The organism is Pseudomonas sp. NBB (assembly GCF_032701105.1).
Lineage (GTDB): Bacteria > Pseudomonadota > Gammaproteobacteria > Pseudomonadales > Pseudomonadaceae > Aquipseudomonas > Aquipseudomonas asiatica.
The window spans coordinates 2,867,280-2,893,645 of record NZ_CP103994.1 but is presented as its reverse complement, the minus strand read 5'-3'; the positions used below and the strand labels follow the sequence as shown (position 1 = coordinate 2,893,645).

The 26,366-nt window shown below is 61.4% G+C and carries 25 protein-coding genes and 2 pseudogenes; 11 read left to right on the top strand and 16 right to left on the bottom strand.

Annotated features, from left to right (window positions below; genetic code table 11):
- The first annotated feature begins 185 nt into the window (after positions 1–185).
- Together NY023_RS13630 and osmE are read left to right on the top strand one after the other, a co-directional pair.
- Complete coding sequence (locus tag NY023_RS13630; protein WP_003258802.1) at positions 186–392, top strand: hypothetical protein; 207 nt, start codon at positions 186–188, stop codon at positions 390–392.
- A 283-nt stretch (positions 393–675) separates the two neighbouring features.
- Positions 676–1,032, top strand: coding sequence for an osmotically-inducible lipoprotein OsmE (osmE, locus tag NY023_RS13625; RefSeq protein WP_013972527.1), 357 nt, complete (start codon positions 676–678; stop codon positions 1,030–1,032).
- Position 1,033: 1 nt separating this feature from the next.
- Here osmE and NY023_RS13620 read toward each other — a convergent pair whose 3' ends face one another.
- Positions 1,034–1,363 carry a hypothetical protein gene (locus NY023_RS13620; protein ID WP_044047031.1) on the bottom strand — a complete coding sequence of 110 codons (330 nt, stop codon included), beginning with the start codon at positions 1,361–1,363 and terminating at the stop codon, positions 1,034–1,036.
- Positions 1,364–1,527: 164 nt separating this feature from the next.
- Here NY023_RS13620 and NY023_RS13615 point away from each other — a divergent pair, with 164 nt between their 5' ends.
- On the top strand, positions 1,528–1,728 hold the full coding sequence (locus NY023_RS13615) for a hypothetical protein (RefSeq protein ID WP_013972525.1): 201 nt from the start codon (positions 1,528–1,530) through the stop codon (positions 1,726–1,728).
- Between the two features lie 377 nt (positions 1,729–2,105).
- Here NY023_RS13615 and NY023_RS13610 read toward each other — a convergent pair whose 3' ends face one another.
- From NY023_RS13610 to NY023_RS13600, 3 genes are all read right to left on the bottom strand, one after another.
- Positions 2,106–2,528, bottom strand: coding sequence for an anti-virulence regulator CigR family protein (locus tag NY023_RS13610; protein ID WP_013972524.1), 423 nt, complete (start codon positions 2,526–2,528; stop codon positions 2,106–2,108).
- Between the two features lie 258 nt (positions 2,529–2,786).
- A complete protein-coding gene (locus NY023_RS13605; protein ID WP_013972523.1) occupies positions 2,787–4,055 on the bottom strand; it encodes a cation:dicarboxylate symporter family transporter in 1,269 nt (422 codons plus the stop codon).
- Between the two features lie 27 nt (positions 4,056–4,082).
- The gene (locus tag NY023_RS13600) at positions 4,083–4,496 is read right to left on the bottom strand and encodes a VOC family protein (RefSeq protein ID WP_023660900.1); all 414 of its coding nucleotides are present in this window, start codon (positions 4,494–4,496) and stop codon (positions 4,083–4,085) included.
- Positions 4,497–4,586: 90 nt separating this feature from the next.
- Between NY023_RS13600 and NY023_RS13595 the strand changes: the two genes are divergently transcribed.
- On the top strand, positions 4,587–5,444 hold the full coding sequence (locus NY023_RS13595) for a LysR family transcriptional regulator (RefSeq protein WP_013972521.1): 858 nt from the start codon (positions 4,587–4,589) through the stop codon (positions 5,442–5,444).
- 9 nt (positions 5,445–5,453) lie between these two features.
- Here NY023_RS13595 and NY023_RS13590 read toward each other — a convergent pair.
- The 6 genes and pseudogenes from NY023_RS13590 to NY023_RS13565 all read right to left on the bottom strand — a co-directional run.
- Positions 5,454–5,573 (bottom strand): annotated as a pseudogene (locus NY023_RS13590) (hemolysin D); the annotation flags it as partial.
- A 145-nt stretch (positions 5,574–5,718) separates the two neighbouring features.
- Entirely contained in the window at positions 5,719–6,030 is a 312-nt protein-coding gene (locus NY023_RS13585) for a hypothetical protein (protein ID WP_024087046.1), read from the bottom strand.
- 128 nt (positions 6,031–6,158) lie between these two features.
- On the bottom strand, positions 6,159–6,491 hold the full coding sequence (locus NY023_RS13580; protein ID WP_044039752.1) for a hypothetical protein: 333 nt from the start codon (positions 6,489–6,491) through the stop codon (positions 6,159–6,161).
- Between the two features lie 301 nt (positions 6,492–6,792).
- Positions 6,793–6,942 (bottom strand): hypothetical protein, encoded by a 150-nt coding sequence (locus NY023_RS13575; RefSeq protein ID WP_023660898.1) that lies wholly within the window; start codon positions 6,940–6,942, stop codon positions 6,793–6,795.
- A 29-nt stretch (positions 6,943–6,971) separates the two neighbouring features.
- Positions 6,972–8,783, bottom strand: coding sequence for a DAHL domain-containing protein (locus NY023_RS13570; RefSeq protein WP_013972516.1), 1,812 nt, complete (start codon positions 8,781–8,783; stop codon positions 6,972–6,974).
- Positions 8,780–9,706 carry a cytochrome-c peroxidase gene (locus NY023_RS13565; RefSeq protein WP_044039983.1) on the bottom strand — a complete coding sequence of 309 codons (927 nt, stop codon included), beginning with the start codon at positions 9,704–9,706 and terminating at the stop codon, positions 8,780–8,782. Before NY023_RS13565 ends, NY023_RS13570 begins: the two co-directional genes overlap by 4 nt.
- A 171-nt stretch (positions 9,707–9,877) precedes the next feature.
- Between NY023_RS13565 and NY023_RS13560 the strand changes: the two genes are divergently transcribed.
- From NY023_RS13560 to NY023_RS13540, 5 genes and pseudogenes are all read left to right on the top strand, one after another.
- Entirely contained in the window at positions 9,878–11,245 is a 1,368-nt protein-coding gene (locus NY023_RS13560; RefSeq protein ID WP_013972514.1) for an HD domain-containing phosphohydrolase, read from the top strand.
- 130 nt (positions 11,246–11,375) lie between these two features.
- On the top strand, positions 11,376–12,041 hold the full coding sequence (locus NY023_RS13555; protein WP_013972513.1) for an SOS response-associated peptidase: 666 nt from the start codon (positions 11,376–11,378) through the stop codon (positions 12,039–12,041).
- A 154-nt stretch (positions 12,042–12,195) separates the two neighbouring features.
- Positions 12,196–12,408: pseudogene (locus NY023_RS13550) on the top strand (site-specific integrase); the annotation flags it as partial.
- A 20-nt stretch (positions 12,409–12,428) separates the two neighbouring features.
- Positions 12,429–14,015 carry an ABC-F family ATPase gene (locus NY023_RS13545; protein WP_013972511.1) on the top strand — a complete coding sequence of 529 codons (1,587 nt, stop codon included), beginning with the start codon at positions 12,429–12,431 and terminating at the stop codon, positions 14,013–14,015.
- Between the two features lie 409 nt (positions 14,016–14,424).
- Positions 14,425–15,618 carry an MFS transporter gene (locus tag NY023_RS13540; protein WP_013972510.1) on the top strand — a complete coding sequence of 398 codons (1,194 nt, stop codon included), beginning with the start codon at positions 14,425–14,427 and terminating at the stop codon, positions 15,616–15,618.
- On the opposite strand, the gene NY023_RS13535 is transcribed toward NY023_RS13540, so the two are convergent.
- A complete protein-coding gene (locus NY023_RS13535) occupies positions 15,580–16,626 on the bottom strand; it encodes an alpha/beta hydrolase family protein (protein ID WP_024087042.1) in 1,047 nt (348 codons plus the stop codon). The two genes, NY023_RS13540 and NY023_RS13535, sit on opposite strands and share 39 nt — an antisense overlap.
- Positions 16,627–16,826: 200 nt before the next feature.
- Between NY023_RS13535 and yghU the strand changes: the two genes are divergently transcribed.
- Positions 16,827–17,669: a glutathione-dependent disulfide-bond oxidoreductase gene (yghU, locus tag NY023_RS13530; RefSeq protein ID WP_013972508.1), complete on the top strand. Its 843-nt coding sequence runs from the start codon at positions 16,827–16,829 to the stop codon at positions 17,667–17,669.
- 123 nt (positions 17,670–17,792) lie between these two features.
- Here yghU and NY023_RS13525 read toward each other — a convergent pair whose 3' ends face one another.
- Positions 17,793–19,118 carry a sigma-54 dependent transcriptional regulator gene (locus NY023_RS13525; RefSeq protein WP_013972507.1) on the bottom strand — a complete coding sequence of 442 codons (1,326 nt, stop codon included), beginning with the start codon at positions 19,116–19,118 and terminating at the stop codon, positions 17,793–17,795.
- A gap of 342 nt (positions 19,119–19,460) precedes the next feature.
- On the opposite strand from NY023_RS13525, the gene NY023_RS13520 reads away from it, so the two are divergent.
- The gene (locus tag NY023_RS13520; protein ID WP_013972506.1) at positions 19,461–19,727 is read left to right on the top strand and encodes a hypothetical protein; all 267 of its coding nucleotides are present in this window, start codon (positions 19,461–19,463) and stop codon (positions 19,725–19,727) included.
- Between the two features lie 108 nt (positions 19,728–19,835).
- On the opposite strand, the gene NY023_RS13515 is transcribed toward NY023_RS13520, so the two are convergent.
- The 4 genes from NY023_RS13515 to cobW form a co-directional block, all read right to left on the bottom strand.
- Entirely contained in the window at positions 19,836–20,402 is a 567-nt protein-coding gene (locus NY023_RS13515; protein WP_013972505.1) for a vWA domain-containing protein, read from the bottom strand.
- Between the two features lie 101 nt (positions 20,403–20,503).
- Entirely contained in the window at positions 20,504–21,526 is a 1,023-nt protein-coding gene (locus NY023_RS13510; RefSeq protein ID WP_015270206.1) for an ATP-binding protein, read from the bottom strand.
- Position 21,527: 1 nt separating this feature from the next.
- The gene (gene cobN, locus NY023_RS13505; RefSeq protein ID WP_013972503.1) at positions 21,528–25,289 is read right to left on the bottom strand and encodes a cobaltochelatase subunit CobN; all 3,762 of its coding nucleotides are present in this window, start codon (positions 25,287–25,289) and stop codon (positions 21,528–21,530) included.
- 3 nt (positions 25,290–25,292) lie between these two features.
- Positions 25,293–26,360 (bottom strand): cobalamin biosynthesis protein CobW, encoded by a 1,068-nt coding sequence (gene cobW / locus NY023_RS13500; RefSeq protein ID WP_013972502.1) that lies wholly within the window; start codon positions 26,358–26,360, stop codon positions 25,293–25,295.
- Positions 26,361–26,366: the final 6 nt, after the last annotated feature.

The following is a 26,366-nucleotide window of genomic DNA, read 5'->3' as shown; positions in this document are numbered from 1 at the left end:
GGGTAATTGGACTGTATGCCCTTGGTGTGTGGGGTGCTTCGCATCGGACGACAGCGGGTTTTCATTTGATGACAGTACGAGCGTCAACCTGCCGATCACGAAAACCGTGTTTTATTCATGAGCCTCCTTGATGCTTGCCAATGGTCAGACTAATACTTAAGTCTCTGCCTGGGGAGGCACGAAAAATGCAACCAAGATTCGTTATCGTTCCCGCTGTGCCGATCGAAAAGGAGTCGTTCCGCGTGGGTAGCCGCTATTACGCCGCTACCGTATGTGGGGGTTTCGACATCTACGATAACCAAGCGAAGGAGCGGCTCAAACCCAGTTATCCAAGCAGGACGGCTGCGCAGACGCAGTGTGAGCAGATGAACAAGCGCGGTGATGCAGGCTGATCGCGCAAGCAATAGCCTTGCTCGATCCCTGTGGGAGATCGCCCAGCCCTTTGGGCTGCGCTTCCACGTAGAGAACTGAATTCGCAAGCAGTCCGCGGACCCTGTGGGAGCGGCTTTAGCCGCGAAGCATGCAACGCGGTGCATGGCACCGGCTGCGCCGGTGTTCGCGACTAAAGCCGCTCCCACATGGGGGCACGTTACTGCGGGTGAGGCAGTGCAGGCGTATGATTGAAAGCCGAGCGAATTGATATCGCCGGTCGGCGTCCTCTACCGGAGCACTGCCATGAACAAACCCTTTCACGCGCTGATCCTTGCAATGGCAGCGCTTTCCGCCTGCTCGTTCAACTCCACGCTGTACCACGACCAGCCGCTGGTGGCGAAAGTCACCAACGGCATGAGCAGAGACCAGGTCATGCAGGTAGGCGGCAAGCCCGATGCCGAGATCGAACGCACCGTGGTGCCCGGCACCTGTTTCGACTACATGCTGACCAAGGCCGACAACCGGCAGCCCTACAGCGTAAGTTTCGACGGCACCGGCAAAGTGGACAATACCGCTTTCATGACCTGCGCCGAGTGGAGCAATGCTCAGCGCAGGGCCCGCCTGCCCAGCATGGGCGGCTCTAGCGGATCGGGTTACTGAGTCAGTCCAGGCATTCCCTGGCAGCCTGGCGCAATTTGTCGCCAGACAGGAAGCTGCCCTTGTAGAAGGTCGCGCGGCTGCCCTCGTGGGAATCGACTACGTCCAGCACATCATCGGATGCCACGGGGCTGGGTGCCGTTAGCCGGTAGCCGTGGGCGATCGATTTCTGCGTGGCTTGAGGCGCCAGTGCTTGCCATTTGGGTAGTACGCAAGCGGCGTATTGCTGGTGCGATTTGTGAGTCAGTTTGCTGGCAGTGGGTTTGCCAGGGGTTGCGCAGCCGGCAACACCGGTGACCAGCACGGCGAAGAGAAAGATACGAAACATAGACATTTGCAATTAGCCATCAAGGATACGCTGCATTCTATCGGGGGTTGTATTGGCTTACCAATCAACCAAAGTCTCGCAGCACAGGCCGCAACTGATATTTCTGCCAGTGGCCTGGGTGAGTGAAGGCTGGGAAAGTGCATCTGCCAATAGCCTTCGGAGCACTAACCATGCAAAAGAACACCAACAGAACGCAATTCTTCTATCAGAATGGAAAACTGATCTCTCTGACGGTAGGTGAACAAGGTCGCAGTATTTTCCGTACTACAGATGTGCCACTCGCCGAACTGCAAACTGAAGGCAGCCACTCCAGCGGCTTGCTGGCGACGGACGATAAGGGTTCAGTACTGAACGTGCAGGAAAACTCCTGATTTTGGAGGAACGGGCGCTATCGAGAACACTGGCGTAGCCGGTATCAGCCACCGCGTCGTCTGCTTCGCGGGTGAACCCGCTCCCACAGGGACCCATCAGCCGAAAGAATGCGCCATACCTGTGGGAGCGGGCGCGCCCGCGAACACCGGCGCAGCCGGTGCCAGCCAACGCGTCGCCTGCTTCGCGGGCATGCCCGCTCCCACAAGGACCCCATCTGCCGAAAGCATGCGCTGTAACTGTGGGAGCGGGTTTACCCGCGAACACCGGCGCAGCCGGTGGCAACCACCGCGTCGCCTGCCGGGGGCTGCTTTGCAGCCCATCGCGACACAAGGCCGCTCCTACAATTGACGGCGCTCGCAGACACCTGCGCCTGACGTCAATCCAGCGCGCCGTTCAACACCTCGTAGATGATCCCCGTAGCAACTGCCACCAGGATCAGGTCCGCACCCGCCTGCATCCATTCATAGCCATCGTAATGAGGCAACTGCCCCAGCAGCCTGCCATCCAGCTTCTTGGCGATACCCGGCGGCAGTGGTTTGCCACGGGCCAGGTTCTTCTGAATGCCCGGGGGCAGCGCCGGCCCTGCGCTCCAGTAGCTGCGGTGCCCGTCAAGAATGCCAAGCACATCGCCACGGTTTATCGACGGCCCACCATACGAGCCCCCGTGACCTTGACCATGCTGCCCCTTGTCCTTGCCGTGGCCCTGCCCTTTACCATTACCCGGGTCGGCATAAGTGAGCGCCGGCCCCACTGCCAGCGCAATCGAGGTAGCGATAACTGCCCATCGACGCTTTGCCATAGCTGTTTCCTTACACGGAAGACGTCCCAGCACTGTAGACCAAAACCCGGTTCAGGGTGGAAGTCCCCAAACCCGGGTCAGGGCTTGGCACTCCGATAGAGCATGATGGCTGCCACATCGAGAGCCAACACGGCAACGGCGTAGAGAAACATGAAGTACAGATCTTCTGGAAACATGGCCGTATCCCCAAATGAGCAGGTTTTCAGGGATGCAGCAATTCCCGTTCCAAACGCCTGGCTGAACGAGCCTGCCCATCTGCTATCGAGATGATTGCTCCATAACCACGACATCAGCCGGTAATGTTCCAGCGCGGCTTTCCCATTTTGCGACCACGATCGGCGCCAGCGCATTGCCGAGTACGTTCAGTGCCGTAACGGGCATGTCCATCAATCGATACACCCCTGCAATCAAGGCCACGCCTTCCAAAGGCAAACCTGCCGCCGTCAGGGTTGCGGTGAGAATGACAAACATGAACCCGGGCACTCCGGCAGCGCCTTTGGACGTCAATACCATGATGAATACCAACATAACCTGGTCTGCCAAGGCCAGTTCAATATTGTAGGCCTGCGCGATAAACAGCGTACCCAGGCCCGCAAACAGCGACGCGCCATCCAGGTTGAATGAATAGCCCAACGGGATCACCAGCGAAGTGATCGTACGCGGTACACCCCGTGCTTCGGTCTTGGCCATCAATTGCGGCATGACGGTGGCAGAACTCGCGCTGCTGAACGCCAGTATCAGTTCACCCTTGAAGGCCTTGATGATCTCGAAGATATTCTCGCCAACAGCCCTGGCAACAAGGCCCAGCACGACAATTGCAAAGAACAGTACCGCCACATAAGTAATGGCTATCAGTTTTGCCAACGGCAGCAGTGAATCAATCCCGAAGGTCGACACCGTGACAGCTATCAGGGCAAAGATGCCGATCGGTGAGTAGGCCATGACCATATGAGTGACCTTGAACATGGTATCCACTACCGTCTGCAGCACTGCAACCAACGGCTGTTTCCTGGGTTCATCCAGCGTAGACAGTGCCACCCCGAACAAGATTGCGAAGAACAGTACCGATAACAGCTTAGCCTCCGCCATTGCCGCCACTACATTATCAGGAATGATGCCCAACAGTACCTTGCCGAGCCCTGCCGAAGCATTTTGCACAGGAGGCACTGCCCCACTCGCCGGTGTAACGGCGAACCCCGCACCGGCGCCTGGCTGGAGCACGTTACCGACCAACAAGCCGAAAATGATTGCGACCCCGGTCACGGCAAAGAAATAGACAAGGCTCTTTGTTCCCACCCGCCCCAGGGCGCGCTTGCCGGAGCCGGCTATGCCTACCACCATGCAGGAAAACACCAGCGGCACGATGATCATTTTCATCAGTTTTATGAACGCATCACCCGCCGGTTGCAGAACTTGCTCGATCCACCAGCCCTTGTAATCTGGAAAATGATTCAATAGCAGGCCAACGCATATACCGAAAGCCAGACCAATTGCAATTTGCGTGATTAGATTTATTTTTATTCTCACGGGATTGATCTCTGTTTTTATAAAACCTTAGGAAGCAAAGATTGCACGAAAGTTCTTGAACCCCTTGATCTCGATCGGGTTACCACTGGGATCCAGGAAAAACATTGTCCTTTGTTCGCCAGGCTCACCCTCAAAACGAACAACCGGCGGGATTTCGAACTGCACGCCCAGAATTTCAAGGCGCTTAGCCAAGGCCTGCCATCGCTCCAGAGGCAATATCACTCCGATATGAGGCATCAATACAAGGTGCGGGCCGACCTTGCCAGTGCGACTGGTTTCAAAGGGCTTGCCCACATGCAGAGATATCTGGTGACCAAAAAACTCGAAGTCTACCCAGGTCTCAGTGCTACGTCCCTCGACGCAACCAAGAACTTCTTTATAGAATTTTCTTGCCACATCCAGATCGCTGACATGATAAGCAACATGAAAGGGTGTCAACATGATGGTACTCCTCGAACGGAGCCACTATCCTCACACCGCCCGGCATCCATGTACACCAACTGACACTTGGCCTGAGCATAAGCATTACTTATGGACATTCAAAATCTGGAAAGCCTCATATCCGTTGTCGAATGCGGCTCCATTGCGGGTGCGGCAAAGAAAGCAAATGTTTCAGCCGCCGCAATAAGTTTGCGTATTCGCAATATGGAGAAACACCTGGGCTGTGCACTCTTCAATAGAGAGGCCCATGCGATCAGGCCGACAGACAAGCTGCTGGTATTGATGCCACGGATACGTTGCATTGTCGAACATGCCAGTCAGCTCAGGAATGACCTGAACGCCGACACGCTGACCGGGGAACTGCGCATTGGCGCCATATCAACTGCACTCACCGGCCTTGTACCGGCAGCACTGGAGCATTTGTCATCCTCCGCGCCCAACCTCAAGCTCACCATCACGCCCGGTGACTCCAAATTGCTCCATGACAAGCTGATCAATCAGGAACTGGATGCGGCAATTCTGGTTACGCCACCCTTCAAGACAGCAAAATCGTTGAGAATGCTCACGTTGCGCAGCGAACCGCTGTGCTTGTTGGCACCTGCCACAGCCTCCCGCGCTGAAGCACACGCAATGCTGGCCACTGGGCCCTATATCCGGTATGCCGTCGACTCCTGGGGAGGCCTGATAACCCAGCGCTATCTGGACGATCTGGGCCTCGCACCCAACGTGGCTTGCGACCTGGATGCACTCGAGGCCATCAGCCTGCTGGTGTCCCTGGGGCAAGGCGTTTCCTTGGTCCCGCAATGGCCGTCATTGCTGGAGCAATCGCCAAACGCCCTGGTTCTGGCCGAAGAACCAAGGTACTGCCGCGACATAGTGTTGGCCTACAGTGCCGGCCATCACCGCACGTCGGCAATAAAGCTACTGGCATCCGTACTGATGGCCTGACGCTCCAGCTCAGTAGAGACGGGCCTTGATCAGCGGGCGCAGCAAGTGATTGAGCACGCTGCGCTTGCCGCTGAGGATATCCATCTCGGCAACCATGCCGGGGATGATCGGCAGTACTTTCTTGCCGCGCAGGAACCGGTTGCCGCCTGTTCGGCTCGGCAGTACCGCTGATGCTGCTGCCATCCGGGGCAAAATGCCTTGGGAGCGCTCCAACTTTGGCGAAAACGCCAGTCGCAATTGATCTCTTGATCGGAAATGGAATCTCGTGTTCGCTCTAGTTGAACTTGAGTTTGGCCACCTTGCTCAGTGCCCACCCACTGAACACGTAAAACGCATCCAGGTAAAAGCGCCCCTCGTAGTTGGGCAGCGGCTCACGATTCAACAACAGCTCGGGCATGTCGGACGAAGGGGGAAACAGCGCATAAAAACCATTGGGCAATACCGCCAACGCAATGAGCAGAAGGTAGGTCACGATCCGCAATGTGCTGGCGCGGCTACCGGATTGTTCGGCCCATTTCAGGCCGAACCAGGCGATCAGGCCGGCAACGGGCAACACCCAGAAATGCGTCGGCATCCCAATGAACATCTCAGCAACAACGCTTCTTTCTTCCAACTTGGTGTTCTCCTTCAAATGAGCGGATTATTGCGGCTGGGGTCGGCAAATGCAAAAAGCCCGCTCTCGAGGGCGGGCCTTTTGTATAAGGGGTCAGATGATCACGCTTTCGAACACATCAGCGCGGCATCCAGCAGCCTGCCATGGTCGTACCAGGCATCACGTTGATAGGCCGCGAACTGGCGCTGGGTCCCCGTGCCCCGCACTTCGACCAGGCCACCCGCCGTGTCGGGGTCGGTGCTATCAACGAACAGCCTGACCGAGTTATCGCCATCGACCTGGTACGTTTTCACATTACCTTGAAGTTCGCTTTTGACGCACCCCAGGTACGCCGGCGTACTTCTTTCAGTGGCCCCGGCCGCATACCCATGGCCCTGACGCACATCGGGCTCATGTGCGCAGCCTGCCATGAACAGAGTGGCGAAAGTGGACATCAGTATTGCGCCTGCTACCGATCTTGGACTTTTCACGCGACACGCTCCTGCTGCCCCATCGAGTAACTTGGGAAAGTGTTGCCAAGCCGCATGCCTTTTTTTGGTTTTTGTTCGCTCATGGTACTGCTCGACGTTAGCCGGGCAATAGGCTTGTTTGCTATATCGGCTTCCGGGCGGGTTTTCCTCGCGAAGATAACCTACGTTCATGGATCAGTGGAAAAGTGCCAGACAGGCCAGCCTGGGCCGGGTTCACTCTGCGGATGTCCCCGATTTCGGGTACAACCGGACCCACAAACGGGGGTCAGGCGATGACCTTCAGAAACACAAATGTCGCTGCTAGATCCAGAACCAGCACAGCAACCACAACGAAGATCATGTAGTAGCGGTCATTCTGAGTCATTTCTGCGTACTCCGCATGAACGATGCACCAAGGGGTCACAGCAATTTGCATTCCACTTCCCTGGTGTGCTCGGAGCGGGCTCAGGCCGACCGAGCCTGATGGATGGGCAGTTCGACCCTGAATGTCGTACCGACTCCCACCTCGCTGTCTACGCGGATCTCGCCACCATGACGCTTGATGATTCCGTACGAAAGTGACAATCCCAGCCCGGTGCCCTGGCCGATGGGCTTCGTCGTGTAGAACGGATCGAAGATCTTTTGCAGGCTTTCGCCAGGAATGCCACAACCATTGTCTGCGACTTCGATCCATACCCACTTGTCACTGGCACCGGTTCGCAGGGTAATTCTGCCACGCTCGGCCCCCATCGCCTGGGTGGCATTGACCAGCAGATTCATGATTACCTGATTGATCTGTGAAGGTAGGCATTCGACCGGCGGCAATGGGCTGTAATCCTTGACAAGGTCCGCCTTGTGCCTGAGTTCGCTGGCAACAATGTTCAGAGTTGACTCTATGCCTTGATGCAAGTCTGCCACTTGCCAGTCATGGCTGGTCTCTACTCGCGAAAAGTCCTTGAGGTCTTTGACGATCCGCGCAACGCGGCCGATGCCGTCTTTGGATTCGCGAATCAGCGCCGGAATATCCTCCAGCAAGTAATCCAGCTCGATTTCCGTGCGCAACTTCGCCAGCTCAGCGCCGAGCGCGTTTGGAACCAGGGTATGTTCCGCGTCAGCATATGCATTCAGCATTACCTGCAAACGGCCGAAATAATCGTCCAGTGCACCGAGGTTGGAAGAGACAAAACCAATCGGGTTGTTGACTTCATGGGCTACGCCGGCTGCCAGCTGACCGAGCGAGGCAAGCTTTTCGGACTGGACCAACTGGTTCTCGAGCAATCGGCGTTCATCCACCTCGCGCTGCAGTGCTGCGCTGGCTTGGGTAAGTGCCTGGGTACGCCGTTCGACCCGCTGTTCCAATTCGTCGTTGGCACTCACCAGCGCTCGGTTTACACGGTTTATTTCGGCGTAGCTACGCATCAGCCACATCCCCAGGTACAGCAATAGCAAAACCAGCAGGGTGGAAAACACCAACATATAAAAATGGTATCGCTGAGCCATCAGCACTGCTGCTTGCTCGTCGCGGTCCAGCATCAGGGCAATGGCGTCCAGGTACTCGGCGATCGGAACCGCCTCGATCGCTTCAAGCAGTTGATCGACTTTGGGTTGCTCACGAAGAATCAACTCTATGTGTTTGCTGATGGTATCGATGGGCACCTGAAAATCGCCGGGCAAGCGCTCCTTGTTGACAGAAAGGTTGTTCAGTCCGACAAGGATTTCGGCAGCTTTTTCATCGGTTGTGGTCTGGGCAAACTCAAGGCTGCTCAGCATCAAGTCGTAGGTATCGCTTGTGACTCTACGCAGACGCAGTGTATCGGCATCGACCAATTGCCGGAGGTGCACCTGTATTACATCAGCCGCAGCCGGGAGAAAAGCCAGGGAATTTCGCAGGATTGCATTGTGCGTCTTGAAGCGCGAGACCAGCAGGACCTTGTCGTCAAAGGCCTGTTGGTAGTCGCGAAAAGCCTTTTGCCAAGCGAGCAGTTCCGTTTTTTGATGACGCCCTTCCAGCGTGCCGAATTCCCGCCATAGGCGCTTCATTTCAATCAACGGCAACACCAGCGGGTCGTAGTTGTAATTGGTAGTGGTGCGCGCCTTGAGCACTGCACCCTCCCACTGTGCATCGTACTGCTTGATCTGGCGTATCAGATCGCGCGCCTGAGCGTAGTCGCCACTCTCATCGGACCTGGACATCCAGTACAGGTAGACCAGCACGGAAGCCAGCAATATGGCGCACGCAGCCAACAGCAGCAGACTGCGCCGAGCGTTCAACCTCATAGCGGTTTACCCTCCCATTGGCCGGTGAGGGTCTGGAGAAACTTGATGATCAGCGCTTTATCATCGTCGCTCGGCGTACGTCCCAACTGATAATGAAACATGGCATCGACGGCTGCTTCCAAGGTGGGCGCCGAACCGTCATGAAAGTAAGGGGCAGTCACCTCCACGTTTCGCAGGCTTGGAACTTTGAACAGGTGTAGGTCGTCCGGGTCACCTGTCACGTTGTAGCGTCCCCGATCTGCCCCGGTAACATTGCCACGGTTGGCGAAATAATCATCGAAGACGCCGAACTTCTGCAGCATGTTGCCGCCGATATTCACACCCTGGTGGCAGGCTATACAACCGTACTCCTGGAAGCGCTGATAGCCATGCTTCTCTTCCAGGCTGAGGCTGCTGGTATCTCCTTTCAGATAGCGATCGAAGCGTGAATCGGGTGTCAGCAGGGTGCGCTGGTACGTAACCAGGGCATCTTTGACATCAATGGTGGTCACCGGCTTGCCATAGGCTTCGGCGAACCCCGTCTGGTAAGCCGGATCGTCAGCAATTCGTTGAACCGCGGTAGCCCAGCCATCTTCTTTGCCGTCCGTATTACCGGTTGCCAGGTGCACCAGGCCGTCAAACGATTGCGCGCGCCCATCCCAGAACTGCAGGAAGTTCAGGCTGGCGTTGAAGACGCTGGGGGTGTGAACTGGCAAGGGTTTGCCATCTGCACCAAGCGAGCGCGCCTGCCCGTCCGCGCCACCACGATCCAGGCGATGGCAATCTGCACAGGACTGGCTGCTATCGAGGGACAAACGCGAGTCATTGAACAGTTTGCGCCCCAGTTCCACCCGGGCAGGGTCAAGCTCAGGCACCGCCGGCAATGGCGTGAGCGGCCCACCGATGCTCTGGGCCAGCACCCATGCCGGTAAAACGACAAGCATCGAGGCAACGATGCGAACCTGCAGACAAATCGGCACAGCATGACCCTCCCTGGCAAGATGCACCTGTCTCCGAGCATAGTGAGGCCAACAGGCAAAAGCTAACGGCAGGGGCAAATATCATCTAGGCTGTCGCCTGGGAGTAATCTGGCCGAGACCAGCAGGGAGGGACCCATGGAGCTACCCGTTACCGATGGCGCAGCAGACAAGCCGGTGATACTTCTGGTTGACGACGAGCCCTCGATTCTCAGCAGCCTTCGTCGTCTACTTCGCAACCAACCCTACGAACTCCTCCTTGCCGAAAGCGGTGCCGACGCCCTGCAACTGCTCCAACAACGCCCGATCAATCTGGTGATGAGTGATGCGCGCATGCCAAACATGGACGGGGCAACGCTGTTGGCCCACGTACATGAGCGCTTTCCCGATACGTTGCGCATCCTGCTTACGGGTTACGCTGACACGGACACCATCGCAAAAGCCATCAATGATGGGCACATCTATCGTTACATCAGCAAACCCTGGAATGATGAAGAACTGTTGGTCACTCTGCGCCAGGCATTGGCCCACCAGCATTCGGAAAGCGAGCGAAAGCGCCTGGAACAACTGACTCAGTTACAGATCAAGCAACTCAAGGCGCTTAACGAAAGCCTTGAACAGCGTGTAGTGGCGCGCACCGCCGAGCTGCAGCAAACTGCCGACATGCTTGACCTTGCCTATGAAGAACTCAAGCGCAGTTACGTGACCACCACCGAGTTCTTTTCGCAGTTAGGCAACATGCGTCTGCCCAAGGCCAAGCAGACCAACCGGCAAGTCATAGAATTGATACGGGTGTATTGCACCAGCCATGGACTGGACGAAGGTACCTGTCGCAACCTGACCATGGCTGCAGCCCTCTACAACATCGGCAAGATGAGCTGGACCGACAACATGCTCACCTGCCCCGCCGATCTCATACCTCCACCAGAGCGCGAACTGTACCGGTCATACCCGAAACAGAGCGAAGCACTGGTCATGACCCTGGAGCCAATAAAAGAGGCTGCACAACTCATACTTCACCACCAGGAACGCTGGGATGGCAGCGGTTTTCCGGGCCACCTGAAGGGCGCGGCAATTCCACTGGGCGCCCGCTGGTTGAAAATGGCCGTGGATTTCATCGAATTGCAGCGCGGACTGGTCCTGGATCGCCAGCTCAATAGCGATGAGGCACTGCTCTACATACGCAAGCATGCTGGAAAGCTGTATGACCCAGATCTGGTGGAAGACTTCGTCAATGTCTGTGCCGCGTACATGCGCGACATTACCTTGACCGACCCGGCGATCAAGGTATTGAGCACGCACGAACTGGCGGATGGCATGATACTGGCGCGCAACCTCAACGCCGACAACGGCATGCTGCTATTGAATGCCGGCAAGGTACTGAACGGTGCGCTGGTGAAAAAACTGATTGCCTTCGAAGAAATGGAAGGTGGCAGATACAGCGTGTTCGTCAGGGTTCCCGAGCAGGCAGACAGCCTGCAGCCATCGCCCGCAACGGCAGGCTGACCCCGTTGCGGGTAGGTGCTGAAATCCGTTGGTCATGCATCGTGGCATGCTGGGTGCCTGGCCGTCTCCGTATGACTGCCGGCACTACTACCAGCCAACGGCTATCCTTCAGGTTTCGGTAGGAGGGCGTATGTGCGGAAGGCTCAGCCAGTACCGTGGCATACATGACTTCGTTGAAACCCTGAGCCTGCCAGAGGCCTGGCGGAACAACGTCGGCGACCAGCCGCTTGGCCGGTACAACATCGCGCCGACCACGCCGGTGGCAGTACTGCGGATGGATGACGCAGGCCCACGAGCGGACCTGGTGAGGTGGGGATGGCGACCGCACTGGGCGAATGATCGCGCTGCGCCGATCAACGCCCGCGTCGAGAAGGTGGCGCATGGCCCATTCTTCCGGGCGATCTGGCCGCACCGGGCCATCACCCCAATCGACGGCTGGTACGAATGGGTTGATGAAGGTGGGCCGAAGAAGCAGCCGTACTACATCCGCCGCCAGGATGGGCGCCCTGCCCTTTGCGCCTCGATCGGCCAGTTCACCGGCACAGAGCACGACGGGTTCGTCATCATTACCGCCGACGCTCAGGGCGGAATGGTCGACGTTCACGACCGCCGGCCTGTCGTGTTGTCGCCAGAACTGGCGTACGAGTGGATCGCGGCAGCAATGCCGAGCGAGCGCGCAGAACAACTGGTGCTCAACCTGGGTGAGCCGGCCGAAGCCTTCGAGTGGTACCGGGTGGGTATCGCCGTGGGGAATGTGCGTAACCAAGGTGCCGAGCTGATAACTCCGCTTCCGTGAACAGGAGGCAAAGCCTTGAAACAGGATACGGAGCGTCGAAGGCAGGCAAGGCCTTTCGCCGAATCGCCGTTCGTCTTCCTGCCCGGATCAAGATGAAAAACACGTAAAACCTGCACCATCAATAGCGCCCGATCGTCAAGGGTCCGGGGATCAGATACCGCCCCCGTATAACTGCCGTCGCACCTATGCGACAATGTGCTCAATGTCTGGTCTCAACCCCGCATTCATCGCCCATCAGCTCGGGCATAGCGTGCAGATGCTCTTATCGACTCATGCGCGCTGGATTAACTCGTCCAACGACTGGCAGGAGCTGGAAAAGCTCCCGATTGGTCCAGAATGGGTCCGACGCTGCGAAGAAGTCACGTAAGTTATTGATAGGTAAGCCTCTTGATCTCCACCGCCAACATCACCATGCAGTTCGGCTCCAAGCCGCTGTTCGAAAACGTTTCCGTCAAATTCAACAACGGCAACCGCTACGGCCTGATCGGCGCCAACGGTTGCGGCAAGTCGACCTTCATGAAGATCCTCGGCGGTGACCTGGAGCCGTCCGGCGGCCAGGTCATGCTCGAGCCGAACACGCGCCTGGGCAAGCTGCGCCAGGACCAGTTCGCCTACGAGGAATTCACCGTGATCGACACGGTGATCATGGGCCACGGCCAGCTGTGGAAGGTCAAGGCCGAGCGCGATCGCATCTACTCGCTGCCGGAAATGACCGAGGAAGACGGCATGGCCGTCGCCGAACTGGAAACCGAATTCGCCGAGATGGACGGCTACACCGCCGAATCACGCGCCGGTGAACTGCTGCTGGGCCTGGGTATTCCGCTGGAACAGCACTTCGGCCCGATGAGCGAGGTGGCTCCGGGCTGGAAGCTGCGTGTCCTGCTGGCCCAGGCGCTGTTCTCGGACCCGGACGTACTGCTGCTCGACGAGCCGACCAACCACCTGGACATCAACACCATCCGCTGGCTGGAGAACATCCTCACCGCGCGCAACAGCACCATGGTGATCATTTCCCACGACCGGCACTTCCTCAACAGTGTCTGCACCCACATGGCCGACCTGGACTACGGCGAGCTGCGCGTGTTCCCGGGCAACTACGACGAGTACATGACCGCTGCCACCCAGGCCCGCGAGCAGCTGCTGTCGGACAACGCCAAGAAGAAAGCCCAGATCGCCGAACTGCAGACCTTCGTCAGCCGCTTCTCGGCCAACGCCTCCAAGGCCAAGCAGGCCACCTCGCGGGCCAAGCAGATCGACAAGATCCAGCTGGCCGAGGTCAAGCCGTCGAGCCGGGTGAGCCCGTTCATCCGCTTCGAGCAGACCAAGAAACTGCACCGCCAGGCTGTTACCGTCGAAAAAATGGCCAAGGCCTTCGACGACAAGGTGCTGTTCAAGGACCTGGGCTTTACCATCGAGGCTGGCGAGCGCGTGGCGATCATCGGCCCCAACGGTATCGGCAAGACCACCCTGCTGCGCACCCTGGTCGGTGAAATGACCCCGGACAAGGGTGAAGTGAAGTGGACCGACAGCGCCGAAGTGGGCTACTACGCCCAGGACCACGCCCACGACTTCGAAGACGACATGACCCTGTTCGACTGGATGGGCCAGTGGACCTCCGGCGAGCAGGTGATCCGCGGCACCCTCGGGCGCATGTTGTTCTCCAACGACGAGATCCTCAAGTCGGTGAAGGTGATTTCCGGTGGTGAGCAAGGCCGCATGCTGTTCGGCAAGCTCATCCTGCAGAAGCCGAACGTGCTGGTGATGGACGAGCCGACCAACCACCTGGACATGGAATCGATCGAAGCGCTGAACCTGGCGCTGGAGAACTACCCGGGCACCCTGCTGTTCGTCAGCCATGACCGTGAGTTCGTGTCTTCGCTGGCCACGCGCATCATCGAGCTGTCGGCTGATGGCGTGGTGGACTTCAGCGGTACCTACGACGATTACCTGCGTAGCCAGGGTGTGCTGGTCTGATTGATGGAGCGGCCTGGCCATCTTGTATGGCTGGGCCGGCCTCTTCGCGGGTAAACCCGCTCCCACAGGGGCTGCGTAGCACTTGAGGCCTATGCAAATCCTGTGGGAGCGGGCGAGCCCGCGAATGACGATTACCTGCGTAGCCAGGGTGTGCTGGTCTGATTGATGGGGCGGCCTGGCCATCTTGTATGGCTGGGCCGGCCTCTTCGCGGGCATGCCCGCTCCCACAGGGGCTGCGTAGCATTTGAGGCCTATGCACATCCTGCAGGAGCGGGCTCGCCCGCGAAGAATTCACCGCCGATCCCACGGGCTGGCACTGCCCGACGATTAATTCGTTAGCCTGCTTTCATTTCCTTCGCGCAACGGCCATGATGGGGCCACGCCCAACCGCCCGCCCGCGAACGAGCCCATGACCGCGCAACAACCCGCCCCCGCCAGTAACACGCTGCAAATCACCCTGCAGATCCTGTCGATCGTTTTCTACACCTTCATCGCCTTCCTCTGCATCGGCCTGCCGATCGCCGTGCTGCCCAGCCATGTGCACGACCAGCTGGGGTTTGGCGCGGTGGTCGCCGGGCTGACCATTGGCCTGCAATACCTGGCCACGCTACTCAGCCGCCCGTTTGCCGGGCGCGTGGCCGATACCCTGGGGGGCAAGCAGGCCATTCGCTTCGGTTTGCTGGGGATTGCCGGCTGCGGGGTGTTGACCCTGCTCTCAGCCTGGACCCTGACGCTACCGCTGCTGAGCCTGGCGCTGTTGCTCGGCGGGCGCCTGCTGCTGGGCGTCGCCCAAGGGCTGATCGGCGTGGCCACGCTGAGCTGGGGCATCGGCCAGGTCGGGCCCGAACACACTGCCAGGGTGATTTCGTGGAACGGTATCGCCTCCTATGGCGCCATCGCCATTGGTGCCCCCTTGGGTGTATTGGCCGTCGACGGGCTGGACTTCAGCGTGCTGGGGCCGGCATTGCTGGTGCTGGCGGTATCTGCCCTGCTGGTACTGCGCAAGCGGCCGGACGTGGTGGTGGTGCGCGGCGAACGCCTGCCTTTCTGGTCGGCCTTCGGCCGGGTTGCACCGTGCGGTCTGGGCCTGACCCTTGCCTCTATCGGCTACGGTACCCTGACCACCTTCGTCACCCTGTATTACCTGGAGCGCGGCTGGGTGGGCGCAGCCTGGTGCCTGAGTGCGTTTGGCGTGTGTTTCATCATTTCCCGGCTGCTGTTCGTCAATGCGGTCAACCGCTTTGGTGGCTACAACGTGGCGGTCGCGTGCATGGCCACCGAAGTGCTCGGCCTGAGCCTGCTGTGGCTGGCACCGTCGCCGCCGTGGGCGCTGATCGGTGCCGGGCTTACCGGTTTCGGGCTATCGCTGGTGTACCCGGCGCTGGGGGTTGAAGCGATCAAGCAGGTACCCAGCAGTAGCCGTGGTGCAGGGCTGGGGGCCTACGCCGTGTTCTTCGACATGGCCCTGGCCATCGCCGGGCCGGTGATGGGCGCAGTGGCCGCACATCTGGGCTATGCCTCGATCTTCTGTGTGGCCGCCCTGCTCGCCCTGGCCGGTGTCGGCCTAACGCTGTTGCTGGCGCGGCGCGCCACTCGCGGCTGAACGCTCGGCCGGCTCCGGCGCGCCCAACGCCTGGCTGAAGAACACCGCGGCTTCCTGCTGCAGGGAATGGTGGATGTGCCGGCGGTCCACGCCTGCGGCGTCCTTGCACAGCGCCGGCATCCGCACGGACTGCTCGGCATCGCAATGGGCCATGAACACGAAGTGCCCGGCGCCGGCCAGCAGGCGATAGTCCGGTGTGACCGGCAATTTGCGGGCCAGGGCTTCGGCGTTGCGGTCCACCGCCACCAGCTGGTCGCTGTCGCCACTGTAGATCAGCGCCGGCACCTGCACCCCGGCCAGGGCATGGCGCCCGAACAGCAGGCTGAGAGGTGCCATCAGCATCACGGCCCCCACCCGTTGGTCGGCCTCTGGCACCAGCTCGCTGCGGTCGGCAATCAGTACACCGTGGGTCTTGCAGGCGTCGGCGTCGTCAGGGCGCTCCAGGCAGTACTTGCGCAGGCGGTCCAGGTCCGGGCGCGCGCCTGAGAGGATCAAGGCAGTTTCACCACCGGCCGAGTAGCCGATCACCCCAACCTTGCCACCGTTCAGGTAAGGCCCCAGCAAGGCATCATCGCGGGCGGCCGTAATTGCAGCACTCACTTGCAGCGGCCGGCCGTACAGGTTGCTCAGGGTGCCCAGGCGGCTGTGGTCGCGGGCGTTGTCGCCGGGGTGCACCACCGCCACCACGATAAAACCCTGGCGCGCCAGCGACGTCGCCAGGTAGTGCAAGGCCAGCGGGCTGCCGGTATTGCCGTGGGACAGCACCAGCAACGGGAACTGGCCCAATGCTACCGGCCCCTCTTCACTCACATCGACCGGGTAGCCGTCTATCCGGCTGCTGCGGGTCTTGCCAATGGCCGGGTAGAACGCCAGCGCCTGCATGGGCCGGGCGTCGACCGGGTCGGCCAACGTCATGTGATGCAGGCCGGCAACCCAGGGTGCGGCCTCGGCATGGGCCAGAAGGCTACCGAGCAGGGCCAGTGCCAGCATGCAGCGAGAGTGAGTCATCGGCCGGCGGTTCCTTGCAGGGCGAAGAGATAGCCCAGCATAGAACCGGCCTGGGCTGCACAGGATGAAACCTGAATGAAACCGAAGTCATGCACTTCACGCCCGCGCCCTATGCATTTGCGCTTTTCGTCGAACCCGTGGCATAGATGCAGGTCCACGTCTCTACGTGACCGTTTCGCGCCATTTAAGGAGATTCACGCATGAGCAAGCCCGCCTACGTGCCACCCAAAGTCTGGCGCAACGACGCCGCATCCGGTGGCCAGTTCGCCAGCATCAACCGCCCGGTTGCCGGCCCGACTCACGACAAGGACCTGCCGCAGGGTAAGCACCCGCTGCAGCTGTACTCCCTGGCCACGCCCAATGGCGTGAAGGTCACCATCGCCCTCGAAGAGCTGCTTGCCCTGGGCCACCTTGGTGCCGAGTACGATGCCTGGTTGATCCGCATTGGCGAGGGCGACCAATTCTCCAGCGGCTTTGTCCAGGTAAACCCCAACTCGAAGATCCCTGCCCTGCTCGACCGCAGCGTCGAGCCGCCGGTGCGGGTGTTCGAGTCGGGTTCGATCCTGCTGTACCTGGCGGAAAAGTTCGGTGCCTTGCTGCCGAAAGCGCCAGCTGCACGCACCGAAAGCCTGAACTGGCTATTCTGGCAAATGGGCGCGGCGCCATACCTGGGCGGGGGCTTTGGCCACTTCTATGTGTATGCGCCAGAAAAGTTCGAGTACGCGATCAACCGCTTCACCATGGAAGCCAAACGTCAGCTGGATGTGCTCGACCGGCGCCTGGCCGAAAGCCGCTACCTGGGCGGCGAGGAATACAGCATCGCCGACATTGCCGTGTGGCCTTGGTATGGCCAGCTGGTGCGCGGCAACCTGTATGGCGCGGCGGAGTTCCTGGCGGTGGACGAGTACAAGCATGTGCAGCGCTGGGCCGAGGAGATTGCCTTGCGCCCGGCGGTGCAGCGTGGCACACGGGTGAACCGGACCTGGGGGGATGAGGCCAGCCAGGTGCCGGAGCGGCATGCAGCGGCAGACCTGGACGAATAACACGGCCTCTTGTGGGAGCGGGTTTACCCGCGAATACCGGCGTAGCTGGTGCCATCCACCGCAGCGCCTGCTTCGCGGGCATGCCTGCTCCCACAAGGCTCGGGCACGGCCGAGGGCTGCTGCTCAGCGAATCTGGTGCTTGTGCAGCAACCGATAGAAAGTCGGCCGCGATATACCTAGCACCTTGGCCGCCACACTCATGTTGTCACTGTGCCGGCTGAGTACATCGCACAGCGCCTGACGCTCGGCTCGGTGCTTGTACTCTTCCAGCGTGCCCAGCGGTTGCTGTACCTGGTCCAGGGGCTGCAACCCAAGGTCCTGTGCCTCGATTTGCCGGCCTTCTGCGAGCACCAGCCCGCGCCTTACCCGGTTGGCCAACTCGCGGACATTGCCCGGCCAGTCATGCCGGCCCATGGCCGCCAGGGCATGCTCGCTGAACGAGCGCGGTCGACGCCCGGTTTCAAGACTGTAGAAATGGGCAAAATGACTGGCCAGCATCGACAGGTCGCCATGCCGGTCTCGCAATGGTGCGGTCACCACCTGCAACACGTTCAGGCGATAATACAGGTCTTCGCGAAAGCGCCCTTGCTCGATGGCCCTTTCCAGGTCCACGTGGGTAGCCGCCAGCACCCTGACATCCACCGGGATCGGCTGGCTGCCCCCCACGCGCTCGATGTGCTTTTCCTGCAGAAAGCGCAGCAGGTTGGCCTGCAACTCCAGCGGCAAATCGCCAATTTCGTCGAGAAACAGCGTGCCACCATTAGCCGCTTCGATGCGCCCGGCCTTGCGCTGATGAGCACCCGTGAAAGCGCCCTTTTCATGGCCGAACAGTTCCGACTGGATCAGGTGCTCGGGGATTGCCCCGCAGTTGATGGCAATGAACGGTTGCTCGCTGCGTTGCGACTGGCGATGCAGGGTGCGGGCCACCAGTTCCTTGCCGGTGCCGCTTTCTCCACAGATCAGCACCGGCGATTCAGTGGGCGCCAGCTTGCCCAGCAGCTTGCGCAGTTCGCGGATCGGGCGGCTATCACCGAGCAGTTCGTGGCTTGCTTCATCCACCCTCGCCATCCCTTTGCCGCGCAGGCGCGCCATTCCGAAGGCCCGACCCAGCGTGACCTGAACGCGGGAAACGTCGAACGGCAAGGTGTGGAAGTCAAAGAACCATTCACAAACAAAATCGCCGACGGCCGGCATACGCAGTTGTTCGGCGCTGAGCACGGCAATCCATTCGGTGTTGCTGCGTTTGATCAAGTCCTTGACCCCGTCCGGGCGCCTCAGGTGTGACGCCTGCAAGCGCAACAGGCCCACATCGCAAGGGTGATCCAACGCGGCGCCGAGCATGCAGCTGTGCACATCCCAGCCTGCGCTGCGCAATCCGGGTAACAAACGATGGCAGTCATCGCAGGGGTCGACGATGAGCAAACGGCGTTGGGCGGCAGGCTGCTGCATGACCAATCCTTGGCGCCAGTTTTCAGTTTTTTGAAATAAAACAGTAAGTTGTGGCGCCCGATTAACAGTAGCAACTAAGTTGACGGTTCCCAGTACCGTCTGTCTGCCGAATCATTTTTTTACAATGCGTGACGGGAATTTTCGCACTTTATCGACATCACATGGCGGCATGGGCAAGAACGGATTCGACCCTGGCAAAATTTTTTACAACCAATGTGTGACTCGCCCCCGGACAACGAGCATCAGTACACATAACCCCGCGCTGCACTTCGCGATAACCGAGGCGACTTCGAAGCAACGCGGACTTTAACTGGATGTTTGGGACCATAGAGAGACCGAACCATGAATGCCCCGCTCCGTGTCAACGAAGCACTGCTGATTGCCGACCACGCCTTCGAACCTTTCCAGTGCGTAGCCTGGGATGCACCCAACGGTACTGGTGAACTGAGCCTGGCAGTGATCGACCGGACCAGCACCCGCATCGGCAGCAAGCAAGTGTCTTCGCGCATCTATTCCGACCCGGCCCAGTGGGCCAGCCTGATCGAGGAAGTGCGCGCCGAGCTGTGCGAAAAAGGTTACGACCTGCAGCCGTGGTCAATGCCGAAATAATATCGGCCGGCAAACCAAGTGCGTGCGTCGCCACGCACTTGTACAACTTCCGGGTTGCTGTTCTCGCAACTTTTTCTTATTGCGGCATAGTGTCGCACCGGTGCTTTTTCAATCCACCAACCTGAACTGTTGCAGGTGCTGGTAATCCGCCTGAAGTTGCTGCGCCAGGCGCTGCGCACGGCCCAGGCGCACCGGCGCCAGTTCCATGTCCACCAACAGAGTGGCGCACGGCATCGGCTGCACGGTATTCCAGTGTTGCAGGCGACCGTCGGTGAACACCAGGCAGCGTAACGCTTCTTCGGGGTGGGCCCGTTGCCGATCCTGCAACCAGTGCCGAGCCTGCTCCAGTGCAGCGATCAACGGCGTGCCACCACCAGCTCCCAAGGCTTGCAGCCACGGTTGCAAGGCGGCCGAGGCCTTCAGGCCGTGGCGCTGCCACTGCGGTGAGCGCCCGCTGGCGGTAAGCAGGGCCAACCGGGCACGTTGGCGGTAGGCTTGGTCGAATAGCGCCGCCAGCAGCCCTTTGGTTTGCGCCAACGCCTGGTGGCGACGGGTCGAGGCCGAAGCATCGACGATTACCAGCCACAGTTCTGCGGGCCTGGCTTGGCGTTGCTGCCAGCACAGGTCCTGGCGCTGGCGTGGCCGCCCCTTGAGCAGGGTCGGCAACCAGGCCACCCGCCCGGCCGCAGCACTGCGCGCCCGGCCTCGGCTGGCACCGTATTGCTTACCTGCGCCTGCGTTGGCATCCGCCCCTTTGGCAGGTGACTGGGGGATGCTCAGGGCTTTTTTGCCCAGTTCGGCACCTCGCGGCGAGCGCCGCTGGCCACAGGCTGCGCCGGCATTGCGCCCCAGTCGCCCTGCCCGCCCTGTTCGCCAGGGTTGCCCGCGTCTTGTCGACCGGGTTGCTGTTCAGGCTGCTGCGGCGCCGCAGGCGGGTTGGCCTGGGGCGAAACGCGGCGGCGATGGCGCAAGGCGAACTCGGCCACTGCATCGACATCGGCCTCCTCGATGGCCTCGCCACCACGCCACGCACAGTGGGCGCGTGCGGCGCGCAGCCAGACCAGATCGGCGCGCAACCCGTCGACCCCAGCGGCATAGCAGCGTTCGGTGATCCAGGCCAGTGCCTGGTCGTCCAGGGCAATGCCGGCCAGGGCCTGACGCGCCGCCTGGCAGCGCTCGCGCAATTGCGCCTGGGCCTCGGCCCATTGCGCGCAAAAGGCCTGCGGGTCGCTGTCGAAGGCCAGACGGCGGCGAATGATCTGTTGGCGCGCCTCAGGTTCGGGCAAGCCTTCCAGAGCCACATTGAGGCCAAAGCGGTCGAGCAACTGCGGGCGGAGTTCGCCCTCCTCCGGGTTCATGGTGCCGATCAGTACGAAGCGGGCACTGTGCCGGTGCGAGATGCCGTCGCGCTCGATACGGTTGGTGCCACTGGCCGCCACATCGAGCAACAGGTCGACGAGGGTGTCGGGCAGCAGGTTGACCTCATCGACATACAGCACGCCACCATCGGCCTGGGCCAGTACCCCTGGGGAGAACTGCGCCTTGCCCTGCCCCAGTGCGGCATCCAGGTCGAGGGTGCCGACCAGCCGCTCTTCGCTGGCGCCCAGTGGCAGGGTCACGAACGGGCCCTCACCGAGCAGGTCGGCCAAGCCACGGGCCAGAGTACTCTTGGCCATGCCACGTGGCCCCTCGATCAGCACGCCGCCGATCTTCGGGTCGATTGCGGTCAGGCACAGCGCCAGTTTCAGGTCATCGGCACCGACCACGGCTGCCAGTGGAAATTGCACGGGTTCACTCATTTCAAGCCTGTTCCTCGCCGTCGAGCAGTTGTTCCTCGAGGGCCTCGCGGTAGTCACCCGGTGCCTGCCACAGACCGCGCTGCTGGGCCTCCAGCAAACGCTCGGTAAGGTCGCGCAGGGCCTCGGGGTTGTGCTCGCGCATGAAGTCGCGGGTCGCCGGGTCGAGCACGTAGGCATCGGCCAGCGCCTGGTAATGATGGTCGTCGATCAGTTCCGTGGTGGCGTCGAAGGCGAACAGGTTGTCGACCGTCGCCGCCATCTCGAAGGCGCCCTTGTAGCCGTGGCGCTTGGCCCCGTCGATCCATTTCGGGTTCAGCGCCCGGGCGCGGATGACCCGGTTCAGCTCTTCCTTGAGGGTACGGATGCGCGGCCGGTCGGCCTGGCTATGGTCGCCGTGATAACTGGCAACTGCCGCACCGGACAAGGTTTCCGACGCCGCCAGCATGCCACCCTGGAACTGGTAATAGTCGTTGGAATCGAGCAGGTCGTGTTCGTGGTTGTCCTGGTTCTGCAGCACCGCCTGCACCTTGGCCAGGCGCTGGGTGAACTGGGCTCGGGCCGGGGTTCCGTCGTCGCTGGCGCCGTAGGCATAGCCGCCGTGATTGAGGTAGACCTCGGCCAGGTCGTCGCGGCTGTGCCACAGGCGCCCGTCGATGGCGTTCTGCACCCCCGCGCCGTAGGCCCCTGGTTTGGCACCGAACACCCTCCAGCCAGCCTGGCGCGCGGCCTGCTCGGCGTCCACGCCCTGCGCCTGCAGCGCGGCACGCTCGCTACGCACGCGGGCGGCCAGGGGGTTGAGATCGTCGGGCTCATCCAGCGCGGCCACGGCCTGCACTGCGGCATCGAACAGGCGGATGAGGTTGCCGAAGGCATCACGGAAAAAGCCGGAAACGCGCAAGGTCACATCCACCCGCGGGCGGTCGAGCAGGCTGAGTGGCAGGATCTCGAAATCGTCTACCCGCTGGCTGCCCGTGGCCCACACCGGACGCACGCCCATCAGCGCCATGGCCTGGGCGATGTCATCACCGCCGGTACGCATGGTTGCCGTGCCCCACACCGAAAGACCGAGCTGGCGCAGGTGATCGCCGTGGTCCTGCAGATGGCGCTCCAGGATTAGGTTGGCGGAGGCGAAGCCCAGGCGCCAGGCGGTGGTGGTGGGCAGGTTGCGCACGTCCACGGTATAGAAGTTGCGACCGGTGGGCAGCACGTCCAGGCGACCACGACTGGGTGCGCCACTGGGGCCGGCGGGCACGAAACGCCCGGCCAGCGCCGCCAGCAGGCCATCCATTTCGGCGCTGCCGCAGGCGTCCAGGCTGGGTGCCACCGATTCTCGCAGCGTCCGTACCACATCGTGCACCGGCTGCCATTCGCTCTGGGCAGGTAAATGCACAGTGCCGCACAGCGCCTGGTCGATCAACTGCAGCGCCAACAGTTCGAGGCGTTCGCGGGTATCGCCACAGGTGCGCCAAGGCTCGCTGCTCATGGCCTGCAGTTGGTCCGGGCGTGGCCCTTGCCACGGCTGGCCAAGTTCGCAATCGAGCGGATCGAAGCCTGGCACCAGCGCCTTGGCCAGGGCCCGCAACAGGCTGGCATTGCCACCGCGACCGTCGCCACGCTCGACCCGTAACAGCGCCAGCAAGGTATCCAGCCGCAGCCGGCCTTCCGGGGACTGGCCGAACACATGCAGGCCATCGCGAATCTGCGATTCCTTCAGGTCGCACAGGTAGGTATCCAGGCGTGGCAGCCACACGGCGGCATCGTCCAGTTGGCCTTCCAGCTGCAGTTCGCGGTCGATGTGGTTGGCCTTGACCAGTTCGAGAATGTCGCGCTGCAACTCGCGAGCGCGCCGCGGGTCGAGCAGCTGCGCTTCGTAGAACTCGTCGGCCAATTGCTCCAGGTGGCGCAACGGGCCATAGGTTTCGGCACGGGTCAGCGGCGGCATCAGGTGGTCGATGATCACTGCCTGGGTGCGGCGCTTGGCCTGGGCGCCCTCGCCCGGGTCGTTGACGATGAACGGATAGATGTTCGGCAGCGGGCCGAGCAAGGCGTCCGGCCAGCACTGCGCCGACAACCCGACGCCCTTGCCGGGCAGCCATTCGAGGTTGCCGTGCTTGCCGACATGGATCACCGCGTCGGCGGCAAAGGCATGGCGCAGCCAGAAGTGAAATGCCAGATAGCCGTGCGGCGGTACCAGGTCCGGGTCGTGGTACACCGCGCTGGGGTCCACCTGGTAACCGCGCGCCGGCTGGATGCCGACAAAGGTCAAGCCAAAGCGCAGGCCGGCCACCATCAGCCGGCCACTGCGGTACATCGGGTCCTGCTGCGGCGGCCCCCAGCGTTCCAGCACGGCCTGGCGGTTTGCCTCTGGCAGGCGCTCGAAGGCAGCCTGGTAGTCGGCCAGGCTCAGGCTCTGCGCGCAGGGGCGCAGGTCCAGATGGTCGAGGTCGTTGGTCACGCCACCGAGCAACTGATGGATCAGCTGCGTGCCGCTGCCCGGCAAGTCGGCCAGCGGATAGCCTTCGGCCTGCAGGGCCTTGAGGATGTTCAGCGCGGCCGCTGGCGTGTCCAGGCCAACGCCGTTGCCAATGCGGCCATCCCGGGTCGGGTAGTTGGCCAGCACCAGGGCCACGCGCTTTTGCGTATTTGGCAGGCGCGCCAGTTCGACCCAGCGGCGGGCCAGTTCGGCGACAAAGTCCATGCGCTCGGGGTGGGCGCGGTAGCAGACCACGTCGGACTGGCTGCGCTCGCTGCGCCAGGCCATGTCCTTGAAACTGACCGGGCGGGTGATGATGCGCCCGTCCAGTTCTGGCAAGGCAATGTGCATGGCCAGATCACGCGCCCCCAGGCCCTGCTCGCTGGCTTCCCAGCCGGGCTGGTTGTCTTGCGCGCAGATGGCCTGCAGCACCGGGATGTCGCGACGGAACGGGCGCAGGTTGGGGCGCTCGGGGCTGGACAGGGCAAAGCCGGTGGTGTTGACCAGCACTTCGGCCCCCACCTCGTCCAGCCAGGCTTCGACCTGTTCCAGGCAGGCGCTTTCCTTGAGGCTGGCCACGGCGATCGGCAATGGGTTGAGCCCGGCCGCCTGCAGGCGCTGGCAGAACACATCGATGAACGCGGTGTTGGCCGCCTGCAGGTGCGAGCGGTAGAACAACAGTGGTGCCACCGGCTGCTCGGGGTGCCACTGCGTGTACCAATCCTCCAGCGTGGCGCTGCCCTTGGCCGGGTGATACACGGCAGTGCGCGGCAGCGGCTGCGGCTCGTCCCAGGCATAGTCGCGGCCCAGCCACTGGCTGGCCAGGCAGTTGAACAGGTTGATGGCATTGGCCTTGCCGCCCTGGCGCAAGTAGTGCCAGAGGCGTTCGGCCTGCTCGCCGCTGACACTGCCCAGGCTGGTCAGCTCCGGGTCCGGGCGGTCGTCACCCGGCACCAGGATCAGCTGCACGCCACGTCCGGCCAGCTCGACCAACTGCTCGACGCCATAGCGCCAGTAGCCGACGCCACCGTGCAGCGACACCAGGATGACCTTGGCATGGCGCAGCACCTGGTCGACGTACAGGTCGACCGAGGCATGGTTCTGGACCTGCATCGGGTTGGCCAGGCGCAGGCTGGGGTAATCCTCGGGCAATTGCTCGGCGGTATCGGCGAGCAATGCCAGGTGCGAATCGCCGCTGCAGAGAATCACCAGCTCGGCGGGCGTCTGGCCGAGGTCGGCAATGCTGTCATCCGGCACGAAGCCGCCGGGCTGGGTCCGCAGCAGGTGCATGGGTCAGGCGCCCAGTGCCTGGCGCAGGCGCGCTTCCAGCTGGGCGGCGTCAAGGTCCTGGCCAATCAGCACCAGGCGTGTGATGCGCGGCTCGTCGGCGCGCCAGGCGCGGTCGAAGTGCTTGTCGAAACGGGTACCCACGCCTTGCACCAGCAGGCGCATCGGTTTGCCCGGGATGGCAGCGAAGCCTTTGGCGCGCAGGATGCCGAACTCCACCACCAGCTGGGTCAGGGCATCGAGCAGCAGGCTTTCGTCGGCTTCGGGTAGGTCGATGGAGATGGAGTCGAAGGCGTCGTGGTCATGATCGTCATGGTCATCACCGTCATGGTGGGAATCATGGTGGGTACGGCGACCATCGATGTGCGCCTCGGACTCGGCGCCCACACCCAGCAACACCTCCAGCGGCAGCTTGCCGCTGCTGGCCTCGACAACCTTGACCGCCGGAGGCAGTTCTTCGGCCACCTCGGTGCGGACCTTGGCCAGGCCTTCGGCGTCGATCAGGTCGGCCTTGTTCAGCACCACCAGGTCGGCACTGGCCAACTGGTCGGCGAACAGTTCGTGCAGTGGCGACTCGTGGTCCAGGTTGGGGTCGAGCTTGCGCTGGGCATCGACCTGGTCCGGGTAGGCGGCGAAGGTGCCGGCGGCCACCGCAGGGCTGTCGACCACAGTGATCACCGCGTCGACGGTGCAGGCATTGCGGATTTCTGGCCACTGGAAGGCTTGCACCAGCGGTTTGGGCAGCGCCAGGCCGCTGGTTTCGATGAGGATATGGTCCAGGTCGCCACGGCGTGCCACCAACTCGCGCATCACCGGGAAGAACTCTTCCTGCACGGTGCAGCACAGGCAGCCGTTGGCCAGTTCGTAGACGCGGCCGGTGGCTTCTTCCTCGGTGCAACCGATGCTGCACTGCTTGAGGATTTCGCCGTCGATGCCCAGCTCGCCGAACTCGTTGACGATTACCGCAATGCGGCGGCCCTGGGCGTTGTCGAGCATGTGGCGCAGCAAGGTAGTCTTGCCCGAGCCGAGGAAGCCGGTGACGATGGTGACGGGGAGCTTGGCCAGTGTTTTCATGTCGCA